At 69.6% G+C, this 14,613-nt stretch carries 11 protein-coding genes and 1 pseudogene; 10 read left to right on the top strand and 2 right to left on the bottom strand.

The window, feature by feature from the left end:
- Positions 1–14 precede the first annotated feature (14 nt).
- Entirely contained in the window at positions 15–1,637 is a 1,623-nt protein-coding gene (locus tag CJ179_RS19195) for a transposase (protein ID WP_095862724.1), read from the bottom strand.
- A 271-nt stretch (positions 1,638–1,908) separates the two neighbouring features.
- Between CJ179_RS19195 and CJ179_RS19200 the strand changes: the two genes are divergently transcribed.
- On the top strand, positions 1,909–3,432 hold the full coding sequence (locus tag CJ179_RS19200) for a class I adenylate-forming enzyme family protein (RefSeq protein ID WP_095862519.1): 1,524 nt from the start codon (positions 1,909–1,911) through the stop codon (positions 3,430–3,432).
- Positions 3,433–4,176, top strand: coding sequence for an SDR family NAD(P)-dependent oxidoreductase (locus CJ179_RS19205; protein ID WP_095862520.1), 744 nt, complete (start codon positions 3,433–3,435; stop codon positions 4,174–4,176).
- Between the two features lie 62 nt (positions 4,177–4,238).
- Here CJ179_RS19205 and CJ179_RS19210 read toward each other — a convergent pair whose 3' ends face one another.
- Complete coding sequence (locus tag CJ179_RS19210) at positions 4,239–5,039, bottom strand: glucose 1-dehydrogenase (RefSeq protein WP_072939720.1); 801 nt, start codon at positions 5,037–5,039, stop codon at positions 4,239–4,241.
- Between the two features lie 133 nt (positions 5,040–5,172).
- Here CJ179_RS19210 and CJ179_RS19215 point away from each other — a divergent pair, with 133 nt between their 5' ends.
- From CJ179_RS19215 to CJ179_RS19250, 8 genes and pseudogenes are all read left to right on the top strand, one after another.
- Positions 5,173–5,982 (top strand): enoyl-CoA hydratase/isomerase family protein, encoded by an 810-nt coding sequence (locus tag CJ179_RS19215; protein WP_095862521.1) that lies wholly within the window; start codon positions 5,173–5,175, stop codon positions 5,980–5,982.
- A gap of 52 nt (positions 5,983–6,034) precedes the next feature.
- On the top strand, positions 6,035–7,072 hold the full coding sequence (locus CJ179_RS19220) for an LLM class F420-dependent oxidoreductase (protein ID WP_095862522.1): 1,038 nt from the start codon (positions 6,035–6,037) through the stop codon (positions 7,070–7,072).
- A complete protein-coding gene (locus CJ179_RS19225; RefSeq protein WP_095862523.1) occupies positions 7,069–8,556 on the top strand; it encodes an acetyl-CoA acetyltransferase in 1,488 nt (495 codons plus the stop codon). Before CJ179_RS19220 ends, CJ179_RS19225 begins: the two co-directional genes overlap by 4 nt.
- 86 nt (positions 8,557–8,642) lie before the next feature.
- Positions 8,643–8,960 (top strand): hypothetical protein, encoded by a 318-nt coding sequence (locus CJ179_RS19230; RefSeq protein WP_095862524.1) that lies wholly within the window; start codon positions 8,643–8,645, stop codon positions 8,958–8,960.
- Positions 8,957–9,388: a Zn-ribbon domain-containing OB-fold protein gene (locus CJ179_RS19235; protein ID WP_095862525.1), complete on the top strand. Its 432-nt coding sequence runs from the start codon at positions 8,957–8,959 to the stop codon at positions 9,386–9,388. The genes CJ179_RS19230 and CJ179_RS19235 overlap by 4 nt, the downstream gene beginning before the upstream one ends.
- Positions 9,385–10,568, top strand: a pseudogene (locus CJ179_RS19240) (transporter). The gene CJ179_RS19235 and the pseudogene CJ179_RS19240 overlap by 4 nt, the downstream one beginning before the upstream one ends.
- Positions 10,569–10,595: 27 nt before the next feature.
- Complete coding sequence (locus tag CJ179_RS19245; RefSeq protein WP_095862526.1) at positions 10,596–12,047, top strand: aldehyde dehydrogenase; 1,452 nt, start codon at positions 10,596–10,598, stop codon at positions 12,045–12,047.
- Between the two features lie 49 nt (positions 12,048–12,096).
- Positions 12,097–14,520, top strand: a complete 2,424-nt coding sequence (locus CJ179_RS19250) for a CaiB/BaiF CoA-transferase family protein (RefSeq protein ID WP_095862527.1) — start codon at positions 12,097–12,099, stop codon at positions 14,518–14,520.
- Positions 14,521–14,613 lie beyond the last annotated feature (93 nt).

Here is a 14,613-nt window from a genome sequence, read left to right on the forward strand (position 1 = left end):
GTGGCCCCGCCTGGTCAGGTGGTGGCCGGGAGGGTGTGTCCTGCGGTCAGGTGGGTGAGGATCTTGCCGATGTTGTGGACCGCGGCGTGGAAGGCCCATTCGCTGCGGGCCCGGTCGAGGCCGCGGCTGGTGAACCGGCGGAATCCGAGGTTGTGTTTGGCGTGCCCGAACACGGTTTCGGCGATGGGTGAGCGTTGGCGGTAGGTGGCGATGCCGGCCTCGGTGCGCAGTCGGTGGGTCATCGCTGCGATCGGATCGGCGTGTGGTGGTGGGGATCCGGTGACCGGGTTCTCGGCCGCCGCGGTTTCGAGATCACGGGCTTTGCCGGTGGCGATCAACCGGTCCGGGCCCGGGGCGGTCAGATTCTCGCGGGAACAGTAGCCGGCGTCGAAGAGCATCACCCCGATCAACTCCTCCGGAGCCGGAGCCGGAGCCGGAGCGGGGGCGGGGTTCGGGTTGGTGTGGCGGCGGGTGGTGTCGATCAGTTGCGCGGCCTTACCGGCCTTGTCGACCATCTCGGGGAAGTAGTCGTAGTCGGCGGGGCCGGTCCCGACCCCGGTGGCCAGGATCACCCCGTCCACGCTGGTGAAGGCCTGGCAGTTGTAGCCCTGCAGCCAGCCGCCGCCGCGTAGCGGCTGCAGCCGCGAGTCGGGGTCGGTGGTGTTGCGGCGACGCTGCCCGGCGGTGGCATCGCGTGCGGCCTGCTTGCGCAGGGCGGTGTCGAGTTCGGTGCGCCGCCGCCGGACCAGGTGGTGCTCGTCGACCGGTTTCGGGACGAACCCGCCCCGGGCCCCGGACGCGGTGCGCTCCTCGAATCGGTCGAGCACCGCCTGCTGGGCGGTGACCGCCTGGGCCAGTCGCCGCTCGGCGGCGGCGACCTCGGCCCCGACCGGGACCCGGCCCATCACCGTCTGGCCGGCGTCGAGCCGGGCCAGGTAGTGCCGTGACTTCCCGTCCCGCTCGGCCTGCTCGGCCCGCTTGTCCGCGTCGAGCTGCGCCAACGCCTCCGCGATCCGCGCCGACCGGGTGCCCGGATCGGCCAACTCCGCCGGCACCTGGCCCGGGCCCGGATCGTCCTCGCCGTAGAGGTCGTCCTCGGCATCATCGGTGGCCGCGTGCGCCGCCGCGGCGGCCGCGGCGATCCGCGCGGCCTCGGCGGCGGCGGCCTTGCGGAGCCCGGCCTCGGTGCGGTTGGCGTCCTTCGAGGCGTTCGAGGCGATCTTCACCCCGTCCAACGCGATCGTTTCGAGCCGCCCCAACCCCAGCGACGCCGCCAGGATCAGGACCTGCGTGAACAGGTCCTGACAGGCGGTGTGATTGTCCTTGCGGAACCGGGAGATCGTCACGTGGTCGGGGGTGTCGCCGGCGCAGATCACCCGGTAGGACACCACCTCGGTGCAGGCCCGCTCGATCTGCCGGGAGGACCGCATCCCCCGTGACCACGCCCAGATCAGCAGGGTCACCAGCATGTCCGGGTCGTACCCGGCCCGGCCGGCGCCCCCGGTGCGACGAGAAGCGTGGAACGCCGAGGTGTCGAGGTGCTCGTCGACGATCTCGATCACCGTCCACACCGGATGCGTGGGCGGCACCCACTCCCGCATGTCCGGCGGCAACAGGAACTGCTGATCACGATTCACCGGTCGATATCCCTTGGCCACCAACACATTATCCAGGAAACCCCAGGTCAGACCATGGTGACACGCGGACACCCCGACCCGGAATTTTGCAACAGCCCCCCGGACGTTGACAAGTACTCACGGCGCGAAGCGCGCCTTGCCGGATTTAACAACAACCTTTAGATTTAGCAGCTGTGACGGGCGGCACAGTGCGACCGAACGCACGAGTCCCTTCACGGAGAACTTCGGTTTCGACCCCGCCGGTCGCGGCCGGGCACACAGGAGGCAATGAATGAGCGGAACCGTGATCGACGCGCTGAATTTCTGGGCGCGGATCGTCCCCGGCCAACCGGCCATCGATTTCGACGGCGACGTCGTCACGTATGCGGAACTGTCGAGGTGGGCCGACGGCGTCGCCCACGACCTCGCGGCGCGCGGCGTCCTGCCGGGCGACCGGGTCAGCTTCGTGGGAACCAACACCCTCGAATGGTGCGCGGCGGCGCTGGGGGCGATGAAGGTGGGCGCCATCGCCGCGCCGTTCAATCAGCGGATGCTCGCCGGCGAGCTCACTGCGCTGGTCGAGGATTGCGAGCCGAAGATCGTCTACTGCGATCAGGCGTACCTTCCGAGACTCGAAGAGGTCCTGAAGGCGCACGACACCTTCTCGATCGCCGTCCTCGAACACGACGTGCGGCCCCTGCGCGGCGGGGAGCACGCGACGTTCCCGACTCCCGTGGTCGACGTCTCGACACCGACCGCGATCGTCTTCACCAGCGGCACCACGGGCAGGCCCAAGGGGGTGGTGTTCACCCACGCCACCATCGCGGGCGAGATGCACGAGTGGTCGCTGATGGAACCCATCCTGCCCAACGGTTTGCGGCCTCTGCTCGTGCTGCCGTTGTTCACCGCGGCGGGCATCATCTGGGGCATCTCCCGCACCGTCATCCACGGCGGCACGCTCTTCCTGCAACCGGGATTCGACCCGCAGGCGGCCCTGCGTGTTCTCGTCGAGGACAAGGCGACGACGCTCACCGGTCCACCCATCCTGTTCGAGCAGATCGCGAAGGTCCCGGGATTCGCCGACGCCGACCTCCGCCACCTCACCACCGCGCACGTGGGCGGTGCCCGGGTGCCTGCACACCTGCTGAGGATCTGGCAGGACCGGGGTGTGCAGTTGCGGCAGATCTACGGGCAGACCGAGATCGGCGGTTCCGCCACCGTGATGCCCCGTGACGAGGCGGCCGAGCATCCGGACAAGTGCGGGTGGGGTGGCATCTTCACCAAGATCCGAGTCGTCGACGCGTCCGGAAACGACTGCGCGCCCGGCGAAACCGGGCAGATCCTCCTCCGCGGTCCGGGGATGATGCCGGGCTACTGGCGCAACGAGGACGCGACGAAAGCCACGCTGATCGACGGCTGGTTGCACACGGGAGATCTCGGAAAGCTCGACGAGAACGGCTACCTGACCTACGTGGACCGGCTCAAGGACATGATCATCTCCGGTGGGCTCAACATCTCGCCCGCCGAAATCGAATCGGTGATCAATCAGATCCCCGAGGTCGAGGAAGTCGCGGTGATCAGCGTGCCCGACGCGAAATTCGGAGAGACTCCGGCTGCTCTCGTGAAGGCGGCGCCGGGCCTGACCGAGGCGGATGTCGTCGAGTTCTGCAATCGGCGCCTCGCCGACTTCAAGGTCCCGCGTTACGTCGTCCTGCTGGACGAGCCGTTGCCGCGGATGGCCAGCGGCAAGATCGCCAAACGGGAACTGCGCGACACATACGCGGACGTGCCGGACACCCACCGGAAGGTGCGCTGAATGACGAACGCGGGTGAACAGAAGGTTGCCGTCGTCACCGGGGGTGGCAGGGGCATCGGTGCGGCAATCGCGCAGCGCCTCGCGTCGGACGGTTTCGCCGTGGCGGTGAACTATTCGCGCAGCGAGACGCATGCGGCCGACGTGGTCGCGAAGATCGTCGCGGGCGGTGGCCGTGCGGTGGCGATCAAGGCGGACATCGGGAACGCGGCCTCCGCCGAGGAGCTGATCTCACGGACCGCCGACACGCTCGGGGCGCCGACGGTACTGGTCAACAACGCGGGCATGAACCTCGCCGGCTCGGTCCGCAAGCAGGAACCGGACGACTGGGATCGCGTGATCGCGGTCAACCTCAGCGGGGCGTTCTACTGCACGCACGCCGCGTTGCCTGCGATGTACGAGAACGGCTGGGGCCGCGTCGTCTTCTTCGGAAGCCCGTCCGGCGGACGCCGGCCGTCGCCCGGGATGAGCGCCTACTCGGCGGCGAAAGCCGGTCTGACCGGGATGACCCGGACGTTGGCGCTCGAGGTCGCGCGGCGCGGCATCACCGTCAACACCGTCGTCCCCGGTTTCGTCGAGACCGACATCATCAGTTCCGGGGGCGACGCCGCCGTCGACGTCCTGGCCGCCCATTGGCCGCGGATCCCGGCGGAGTCCGTGGCGGCGACCGTGTCGTTCCTCGTCAGTGACGACGCCCGCCATGTGTCGGGTGAAGAGGTCGGCGTCTGGCTCGGCGGTCCGGTGTAGGCAGCTCCGCTGCCCGTGCGCGGTTGACGAGTCCCAGGACTCGTCAACCGCGCACAGGTGCGTCAGCGCCTGTAGTTGGCGGGCCACGCCTTCCCGAGGGTCAGGCCCCCGTCGACGACGAGGTTCTGCCCGGTCACGAACGTTGCGTCGTCGGAGACCAGATAGGCGATGGCGCCGGCGATGTCGTGGCCCTCGCCGGCGCGGGGGATCGGCTGGAATGTCGCGAGACCCTGCCGCACGCTGTCGACGCTGGCGTCCAGCGCGTCTCCGTCCAGGCCGGCGCCGTGACCGACGATGCGGGTGGCGACGCCGCCGGGGGTGACCGCGTTGACCCGGACGTGAAATTCCGCGAGTTCGCGTGCGGCGCTGCGGGTCATCTGCAGCACGGCGGCCTTCGCGGCGCCGTACGGGTGCGGGCCGAAGCCGGTGCGCACCCCCGCCACGGACGACACGTTGACCACGGTGCCGAACCCCTGCTCGCGCATCACCCGGGCGGCGTGTTTGGTCCCGAGGAAGGCGCTGCGCGCCAGGACGGCGAACGAGGAGTCCCACTCGTCGACGGTCGTGTCGGCGACGTACGTCCAGGCCCCGACCCGGCCGGCGTTGTTGACCATCGCGTCGAGGCGTCCGAAGCGCTCGGTCGCGACGCGGACCGCGGCCGCGACATCCTCCTCGCGGGTGACGTCGGTGTGCAGGTAGACACCGTGCTCGCCGAGGGCGGCCGCGACCGCCTCGCCGCGTTCGTCGTCGATGTCCGTGACCACCACCCGCGCACCCCGCTCCGCGAGGAGTGCGCAGGTCGCCGCCCCGATCCCGCTCGCTCCACCGGTCACCACCGCGACCTTGCCGTGCAGTTCCGCCATTGTGTTCTGTCCTTTCGCGCCGTCCGTCCGAACTGTGGATCTTGAGGTATTAACCTAAAGGTATTAGCTTGATATGTCGACGGTACCGACACGAAGCGGAGGCCGTCGGAACCACACGAGGGGAAGGCCCCGAATGTCCGAACTGATACTGACCGAGCAGCCGCGGCCCGGCATCCTGCTCGTGCGACTGAACCGACCCGAAGCGCTCAACGCGATGAACGCGGAGATGATCGGCGAACTGCACCGGGTTCTGGCCCGGGTGCGGGACGACTCGACCATCCGGGCGATCGTCCTCACCGGCGCGGGCAAGGCGTTCTGCGCCGGCCTGGACCTGCGTGGGTACGGAACCCCGGACGGCGCCGCGGACGGCGAGGGTCGCCCCCAGGCCGGGCTGCGGGTGCAGAAGCACATCGCCGACCTGGTGGAGGCGTTTCGCGGCGCGCGGCCGCCGATCATCGCCGCGATCAACGGCGCAGCGGCAGGCGGCGGGATGGCGCTCGCGCTGATGGCCGATATCCGCATCATCGCCGACTCGGCCGCCCTGCACGCGTCGTTCATCAAACGTGGCCTGTCCAACTGCGACATCGGGGTCAGCTGGCTGCTGCCCCGCATGATCGGGTTCTCGCGCGCCGCGCAGATCCTGCTCACCGGCCGGACGATCGACGCCTTGGAGGCGGAACGAATCGGAATCGCCTCGTCCGTCGAATCGGAAAGCACCCTGATCGACGCGGCGCTGGGCACCGCCGAGGCGATTGCGCAGAACACCCCGTTCGGGGTGTGGATGACCAAAGAGGTGATGTGGTCGAACCTCGAGGTGCCGAGTCTCCGGGCGGCGATCGACCTCGAGAACCGCACCCAGATCCTGGCAGCCATGACCAAGGACCACCGCGAGGCGGTGAAGTCCTTCCTCGAGAAGCGCCCGCCCGAGTATCTGAATCACTGAACTTCAGCGACCAGCAACACCGGCCCAACGGGGCAGTAAGTGAGGAATACCAGTGAAAGTCGGTATCGCCGCGGGATATTGGGGCTCCGGTCCGCCGCGCAACGTCGACCGCATGCTCGCCGAAGCCGAGGCGCTCGGCGTGGACAGCTTCTGGACGGCGGAGACCTACGGATCGGACGCGCTGACCCCCCTCGCCTGGTGGGGATCACGCACGTCCACCATCACACTCGGGACCGCGGTCTGCCAGATGTCGGCCCGGACGCCGACGGCCCTGGCGATGGCGGCGCAGACGGTCGACCACCTCAGCGGGGGCCGGGTGATCGTCGGCATCGGCGCGTCGGGACCGCAGGTGGTCGAGGGCTGGTACGGGCAACCGTATCCCCGGCCGCTCGAGCGAACCCGCGAGTATGTCGAGATCATGCGTGCGGTGTGGGCCCGGGAGAAGCCGGTAACCTACGGAGGCAGGCACTATCAGCTACCGCTGGACGGTGGCAGCGGTCTCGGAAAGCCGTTGAAGTCGATCGTTCACCCACTGCGCGAGGACATTCCGGTCTATCTCGGGGCGGAGGGCCCGAAGAATGTCGCGCTCGCCGCGGAGATCGCGGACGGCTGGACCCCGCTGTGGTTCTCGCCCAAGAGCGACGAGTTCTACCGCGCCGCGCTGGCCGAGGGGTTCGGCCGGGACGGGGCCCGCCGGTCGCCGTCGGATTTCGAGATCGCCAACGTGTGCTGGCTGGTCGAAAACGACGATGTGGAAAAGGCGGCGGCCAAGATCAAACCCGTCGTCGCGTTGTACGCCGGTGGCATGGGCGCCAAGGGCGCCAATTTCCACAACGACGTCTTCGCCCGCATGGGCTGGGCCGACGCCTGCGCCGAGATCCAGGAGTTGTACCTGCGTGGGCGGCCCGATCTCGCCGCGCAGGCCGTTCCGACGGAGATGGTCGAGGACGTCGCGCTGATCGGGCCTGCCGACAAGATCTGTGAGGACATCGTGAACCGCTGGAAACCCACCTGCTTGACGACGCTGATCCTCGGCGGCTGGCCGAGGCCGGAGAACCGGGAACGCATCCTCGAGGCGGTGATGTCGTGACGCTCGATCCGCGCACCCCGATCCTCGTCGGCGGCGGACAGGTCAACGAGCGGACCGGGGGAGTGGAACCCGTCGATCTGATCGTCGCGGCGGCCCGCGCCGCCGCCTCAGAGGCAGGATCGTCGCGTCTGCTCGAACTCGTTGACTCGGTCCGGTTGATCGGGATGCTGTCGTGGCGGTACCGCGACCCCGGGGCGCTGGTCGGCGAACGCATCGGCGCCGCCGTCCGGCACACCGGGTACACCGGCAGCGGGGGCAGCGGCCCGCAGGTCCTCGTCAACCAGGCGGCCGAGGACATCGCGGCGGGCCGGGCCGACGTGGTCCTGGTGGGCGGCGCCGAGTCCTGGCGGACCCGGATGAAGTTGCGGTCTCGGGGTGTTCGCCCGGAGTGGACCGTGCAGGACGACTCGGTTCCACCCGCGGAGGTCCTCGTCCCCGAGGTGCCGATGGTCTTCGACGGTCAGTCCAGGATCGGGCTCGACCGGCCCGCCTACGTGTACCCCCTGTTCGAGCAGGCGCTGCGGATCTCGTCGGGGCGGTCGCAGGACGAGCATCGTGCCGCGATCGGCGCACTCTGGTCGGGATTCAGCAAGGTGGCGGCGACGAACCCGCACGCGTGGACCGGCCGTGAGTACACGGCCGACGAGATCGTCACGCCGTCCGAGGACAATCGGTGGATCAGCCGGCCGTACACCAAGCTGATGAATTCGAACAACATGGTAGAGCAGGGCGCGGCGCTGCTCCTCTGTTCCGTCGGCGTTGCCACCCGCCTCGGGATTCCCCGCGACAACTGGGTCTTTCCGCACGCAGGCACCGAGGCGCACGACACGTACGACATCGCCGAACGGGAGGCGCTCGATCGGTCACCCGCCATCCGGCTGGCGGGGGGCCGTGCCCTGGAACTGTCGGGAATCGGGCGGGACGACCTGGCGCACGTGGACGTGTATTCGTGCTTCCCGTCGGCCGTCCAGGTCGCCGCGGCCGAGTTGGGGCTGCCCCTCGACGACCCCGGTCGACCGCTGACGCTCACCGGCGGCCTCACGTTCGCGGGCGGTCCGTGGAACAACTACAGCACCCACGCGATCGCCACCCTGGCGACCCGGCTGCGCGAGGCGCCGGGAACGTACGGGCTGATCACGGCGAACGGCGGCTACCTCACCAAGCACGCGTTCGGCGTCTACCGGACGGAGCCGCCGCGCAGCGGCTTCCGGCGCCAGGACGTTCAGGCCGACGTCGATGCGCTGCCGACCACGCGAGCGCTCACCGGTTATGAGGGGTCCGGCTCGATCGAGTCCTGGACCGTCGTGCACGGTCGCGACGGCGCCCCGGAGCGCGGCTTCGTGGCGGTGCGGACCGGCAGCGGCGAACGCACGCTGGCCACCACGACGGAAGCGGGCGCGCTGGCCCGTCTGGTCGGCGTCGACGTCGCGCGGGACACAGCGGTCGTCGCAGCCGACGGCACGTTCCGGTTCGCGGACGATTGACTTCGGTTTACCTAACGACATAAGGTATAGGAATCGAGGGCATCCGCCGTGAGGCGTGAGGTTCTCACGGAGAAAAGGAGTTTCGAATGTCTGTCGAAGACTTCCGCGAACTGTACGAGCGGCACGTCGGATACGTGGTGTCCGGAGACATGAAGTCCGCACTCGCCGACATGGTTCAGGAGAACCTGCCCGCCGTGTTCGACGGTGTCACCGTTCCCCGCGGCGACGTCGACGGGTTCGAGATCAAGGACGTCCGGGCCGACGGCGACCGCCGCATCGGCGAGACGGTGTACACGACCCCGGGCGGCACGATCGGCCTGCGATCGATCTGGGAGCGTCACGACGGCCGCTGGCTGGCCGCGGCGCTCGAGAACTTCCCCGCCGAAGGAGGGCGTCCGGCATGACGGGAGAACCGTGGGGACCGTCCGCCGACGGCCTCGACCAACCGTACTGGGACGGGCTCACCCGAGGTGAGCTGCGACTCCAGCGTTGCGGCAATTGCCAGACCTGGATCTGGGGACCGCAATGGGTCTGCGGATCCTGCCACACCCTCGACCCGAACTGGGAGTCCGTGACGCCCACCGGGACCGTGTACAGCTGGTCGCGCAGCTGGTACCCGTTCATCACCGAACTGGCCGACCGGGTCCCGTACGTGACGGTCCTGGTCGAACTTCCCGAGGCCGGGCACCGCCGGGTACTCGGAATCCTGACCGGCGACGACACCGACGCCATCCGCATCGGCGACCCGGTCGTCGGGCACATCGAGCACGACGAAGGCGCGACCTGGCCGCTGCTGCGCTGGCGTCGATCCACAGAAGGAGCGCAGGCATGAGTGCACTCACCATGCGCGGGGCGGCCGCCGTCGTCGGCGTGTCCGAATTGCACTACCGCCGCGGCGAGGCCCCGGCGGGTGAACTGAGGATGACGCTCGAGGCGATCCTCGCGGCATGCTCGGACGCCGGCATCTCGCCGCGCGAACTCGACGGATTCGTGTCGTATGCGGGCGGCGGGCACGACGGTGCGGTCATCGGCGGCGCACTGGGCGTCGACGACGTCCGGTGGTCGAACATGATGTGGGGCGGTGGCGGCGGGACGGTCGCTGCCGCGATCAACAATGCCGCCGTCGCGATCGCTGCCGGGCAGGCCGAGTGCGTCGTCGTCTATCGCTCGATGGCACAGGCGGATACCGGGCGGCTCGGCTACGCGAAGTACCACTACGGCCCGCACTTCCTCGCGCACGGCGTCGGATCGCCCGCCCAGGTGTGCGCGCTGCGGACACAGCGACTGCTCGAGCACGACGGGGTCCCGCGCGAGACCATGCGTGCGCTGGTGCTCGCCGCGTACCGGCACGCCCAGAACAATCCGACCGCGCAGGGTTACGGCAAGCCGCTCGACGAGGCGACGTACGATTCGTCCCGCCTGATCACCGAACCGTTTCACCTGTACGACTGCTCGCGGGAGAGCGACGGCGCCGTCGCGCTGGTGCTGGTCTCCGCCGACCGCGCGAAGTCGCTGCGACCCGATCCCGCGTACGTTCTCGCGGGAGCGCAGGGCGCACCGGGCGGCTACTCCTCGATCATCGACAACGACGACCAGTACGCCACAGCGGGTTTCGCGGCGCCACCGGACGGCCCGGGGTCGCGGACCGCCTCTGGGCCGCAGCAGGTCTGGGCCCCGACGACGTGGACGTCGTCCAGGTGTACGAGAACTTCAGCGGGCCCGCCGTCGCCGCGCTCATCGACCACGGCCTGGCGCCGTCCGGCCCCGCCGCAGGCGAGGTCCTCACCGTCGACAACCTCACCGCGGGCGTCGGCAAGCTCCCCGTGAACACGAGTGGCGGCAACATCGCCGACTCGTTCGTCAACGGAATGGGGCTCGCGGTCGAAGCGGTGCGGCAGATCCGCGGCACGTCGACCAATCCGGTGGCGCACGCCAAGACGTCGCTGTTCATCGGCGGCCCGATGGCACCGCTCGTCAGTTCGACGCTCTTCGCCCACGAAGACGTGCTGTAGCACCCCGACTCTGTGAGAAGGATCGACATGGACAACATGACCGTGGACCGCGACGCTCTGTTCATCGGTGGCCGGTGGGTCGCCCCGCAGGAGGGTGCCGCGGCCGACGTCGTCGGGGCTGCCACGGAGAAGGTGCTCGGGCGTTCGGCTCTCGCTTCCGCCGCCGACATCGACGCCGCCGTCTCCGCCGCACGCGACGCACTCCGCGGACCGTGGGGTCAGCTCGACAACCGCGCTCGCGCAGACCTTCTCGACGTGTTCGCGTCCGCGCTGAAGAAGCGTGGTCGCGACACCGCGACGTTGGTGAGCCGCGAGAACGGGATGCCGATCTCACTCTCCGCCGGGGTCAACGGTTTCGGACCCGCCGCCATGATCCGCTACTACGCCGCGCTCGTCCGCGAGGCGGCGTCCGAGGACATCCGTCCCAGCGCGTTCGGCGGTCGCACGGTGGTCCGGCGTGAGCCGGTGGGCGTCGTCGCCGCGATCACCCCGTGGAACTACCCGCAACCCCTCGCCGCGATGAAGATCGCGCCCGCGCTCGCGGCCGGGTGCACCGTGGTGCTCAAGGCCGCCCCCGAAACCGCGCTCGACGCGTTCGCGTTCGCGGATGCCGCCGAGGAGGCCGGTCTGCCTCCCGGCGTCCTGAACATCGTGCCCGCGGGCCGCGAGGCGAGCGCCTACCTGGTGCAGCACCCGGGGGTCGACAAGGTCGCGTTCACCGGTTCGACGGCGGCGGGACGAGCGATCGGCGAGGTGTGTGGCAGGCTGCTGCGCCCCGTCACGCTCGAACTCGGCGGCAAATCGGCTGCAATCGTGGCAGCCGACGCCGACCTGTCCGTGTTCGCCGCGAACCTCGCGGAGGTGTCGCTGGTGAACAACGGCCAGACGTGCCATGCGAGTACCCGGATCCTCGCCCCCCGTGCCCGGTACGAGGAGGTCGTCGAGGCGGTCACCGAGACGGTCCGGGGTCTCGTCGTCGGGGATCCCCTCGACAAGGCCACCGCGATCGGGCCGCTGGTCAGCGCCGCCCAGCGCGAGCGCGTGCTCGGCTACATCGAGGACGGGCGCAGCGCGGGCTACCGCACGACGACCGGCGGGGGCGTACCGGATTCGCAGCCGCTCGGCTGGTTCGTCGAGCCGACGGTATTCGTGGACGTGGACAACTCCGCGCGCATCGCCCAGGAGGAGATCTTCGGGCCCGTTCTGACGATCACCCCCTACACGGACGAGGACGAGGCCGTGGCGATCGCCAACGACTCCGAATACGGCCTGGGCGGCACGGTCTGGACCGCCGACGAGGAGCACGGCCTCGCCCTGGCCTCCCGGATCCACAGCGGGACTGTCGGCGTCAACCATTACGCCCTCGACCTCGACGCGCCGTTCGGCGGCGTCAAGTCGTCCGGTCTCGGACGTGAACTCGGTCCGGAAGGCCTGACCCCCTATTTCGCGACGAAGTCCGTGTACTTCGGAACACGCTGAGTCGAACAGCTTTTCATTCACCATCAGATCTGATCGAACGGAGCAGGCGATGACGCTACCGCTGACCGGTGTCCGCGTACTGGACCTCACCGACGGCCTCGGTGAGTCGTGTGGCCGGTACCTCGCCGACCTCGGCGCGCAGGTGACGAAGGTGGAAGGTCCGGGAGGCGCCCGCTCACGCCGCGCCGAGCCGGTGGTGGACGGGGTCAGCATCCCGTTCGCGCTGCGCAACGCGAACAAGCGGGGGATCGTCGTGGACCTCGACGATCCCGCAGGCCGGGACCGGCTGCGGGCACTCGCCGCGGAATCCGACATCCTGATCGAATCGCACGCGCCGGGCCTGCTGAGCGAACGCGGAGTGGGCGCGGCCGAACTCCTTGCTCTCGCACCGTCACTGGTGTGCGTGTCGGTCACGCCGTTCGGGCAGACCGGGCCCTACCGGGACTGGGCGGCCACGGAACAGGTGCTGTACGCACTGAGCGGTGTGCTGTCCCGCTCCGGCGCTCCCGGAGCCGAACCCCTGCTTCCTCCCGCCGGCCTGGTGGAGGAGACGGTGGGGATGCACGCCGCCTGGTCGGCGCTGCTCGCCTACTACGACCGCATCAACACCGGTCGCGGCCAGGTCGTGGATCTGTCTGCCTTCGAAGCGCTCGTCCACGGCTTCGATCCCGGTTTCGGGACGCAGGGTTCCGCGGCCGCGGGGCGCTCCGACGACTTCCCCCGGAATCGACCGGACGCGTCGAACTTCTATCCGGTGTTCCCCTGTGCCGACGGCTACGTGCGGATCTGCCTGCTGGCAAAACGGCAGTGGCGGGGAATGTTCGAATGGCTCGGCGAGCCGGAGGAATTCGCCGACCCGAAGTACGACACGATTCCGGCCCGATTCGCCGCCGCCGACGCCCTGCACCCCCTGATCGAGGCGCTGTTCGCGACCCGCACCCGCGACCAACTCGTCGCGGAGGGCGCGACCAGGGGAGTGCCCGTCGGTGGCGTCCTCTCGCTCGGGGAAGTGCTGACGACCGAGCACTTTGACGCGGCTGGTGCCCTCGCGGACCTGGAGATCGCCACCGGGGTGCGCGCCCGGGTTCCGACGGGCTACGTGTCGTTCGACGGCGCACGCGTCGGAATCAGGACCCCGGCGCCCGAGGTCGGGGAGCACGACGCCCAGCCCCAGGCGACGCGGGAGACACCGGCGGGCGAGGCGTCCGGGATGCGGCAACGGGGCACCCGCCCACTCGACGGCCTACGCGTCCTCGACCTGGGCGTGATCGTCTTCGGCGCCGAACTCAGCCGTCAGTTCGCCGACTACGGCGCCGACGTCGTCAAGGTCGAGAATGCCAAGTTCCCCGACGGTCTCCGCCAGTCGAAGCGCGGCGCCGCGCTGGCCGCGTCCGTCGCCTGGGGGCACCGCAACAAGCGCAGCCTCGGTCTGGACCTGCGCAGCCCGGAGGGCGGGGAGTTGTTCCGCCGACTCGTCGCCGAGGCCGACGTGGTCCTGGCCAATTTCAAGCCCGGAACACTCGCGTCGATGGGCCTGTCGTACGACGAACTCGCCGCACTCAACCCCCGCATCATCGTCTCCGAGAGCAGCGCGTTCGGCAGTGTCGGACCGTGGAACAACCGACTCGGATACGGCCCGCTGGTGCGTGCCGCGTGCGGTGTGTCCGCCCTGTGGCGGTACCCCGGGAACGAGGACCTGCTCTGTGACGGCTCGACCGTCTATCCCGATCACATCGCCGCGCACGTCACGGCGATCGCGGTGCTCGCGGCTTTGATCCAGCGGACCCGCACGGGTAGGGGCGCAGCGCTCGAGGTGGCGCAGGCGGACACCGCGCTCGTCCAACTCGGTGCTCAACTCGTCACCGAATCGCTGCGACCGGGTACCGTCTCCGCGCCCGGCAACTCGGACCCGTTCGCCGCGCCGGCCGGGGTGTTCGCCTGTGCGGGTGACGACGAGTGGTGCGTCGTGTCGGTCAGGGACGACGACGACTGGGTGCGACTGTGCGCCGCGATCGGCACGCCCGAACTGGCAGACGTTCCAGCGTTCCGCACCCGGGCCGAGCGGATCCACAACCGCGTGGACGTCGACGCCGTGCTGGGTGAGTGGCTGCAGACGCGTTCTCCCGCAGCGGCGGTCGCGCAGTTGCAGGCGGCGGGGGTGCCCGCCGGGATGATGCTGCGACTTCCCGAACTGCTCACCGATCCGCACCTGGCGGCCCGCGACGCCTACACGGTCACGCATCACGCGTTGCTTCCGAAGGCGTTGCCCACGGCGGCCCGCGTCGCGCGCTTCTCGGCCATTTCCGATCCGCCGCTGCGCCAGGCCCCGGCCGCCGGGCAGCACAGCCGGGAGATCTGTGAGGAGCTGCTGAACATGACGACCGCCGAGGTGGATCGTCTCGTGGACGACGGAATCCTGCAACCGCCCGTCACGGATCCCCCGCTCGGGGTGGCCGCCTCCACCTCGAGGTGACACATGAGTGGATTCGACAGCGGCCCGGGTCACCCTGGGCCGCTGTCGAATCACGCCCATGTCACCGGTGTTCCGGTGAGGTCGAAATACCGA

It is taken from the genome of Rhodococcus sp. ACS1 (genome assembly GCF_002300155.1).
Taxonomy (GTDB): Bacteria; Actinomycetota; Actinomycetes; order Mycobacteriales; family Mycobacteriaceae; genus Rhodococcus_F; species Rhodococcus_F koreensis.

What these genes read in the sequence shown, in the direction of transcription:
- CJ179_RS19200 (WP_095862519.1), top strand. Translation starts at nt 1,909, where the DNA reads ATGAGCGGAACCGTGATCGACGCGCTGAATTTCTGGGCGCGGATCGTC.
- CJ179_RS19205 (WP_095862520.1), top strand. Translation starts at nt 3,433, where the DNA reads ATGACGAACGCGGGTGAACAGAAGGTTGCCGTCGTCACCGGGGGTGGC.
- CJ179_RS19210 (WP_072939720.1), bottom strand. Translation starts at nt 5,039, where the DNA reads ATGGCGGAACTGCACGGCAAGGTCGCGGTGGTGACCGGTGGAGCGAGC.
- CJ179_RS19215 (WP_095862521.1), top strand. Translation starts at nt 5,173, where the DNA reads ATGTCCGAACTGATACTGACCGAGCAGCCGCGGCCCGGCATCCTGCTC.
- CJ179_RS19230 (WP_095862524.1), top strand. Translation starts at nt 8,643, where the DNA reads ATGTCTGTCGAAGACTTCCGCGAACTGTACGAGCGGCACGTCGGATAC.
- CJ179_RS19235 (WP_095862525.1), top strand. Translation starts at nt 8,957, where the DNA reads ATGACGGGAGAACCGTGGGGACCGTCCGCCGACGGCCTCGACCAACCG.
- CJ179_RS19245 (WP_095862526.1), top strand. Translation starts at nt 10,596, where the DNA reads ATGGACAACATGACCGTGGACCGCGACGCTCTGTTCATCGGTGGCCGG.
- CJ179_RS19250 (WP_095862527.1), top strand. Translation starts at nt 12,097, where the DNA reads ATGACGCTACCGCTGACCGGTGTCCGCGTACTGGACCTCACCGACGGC.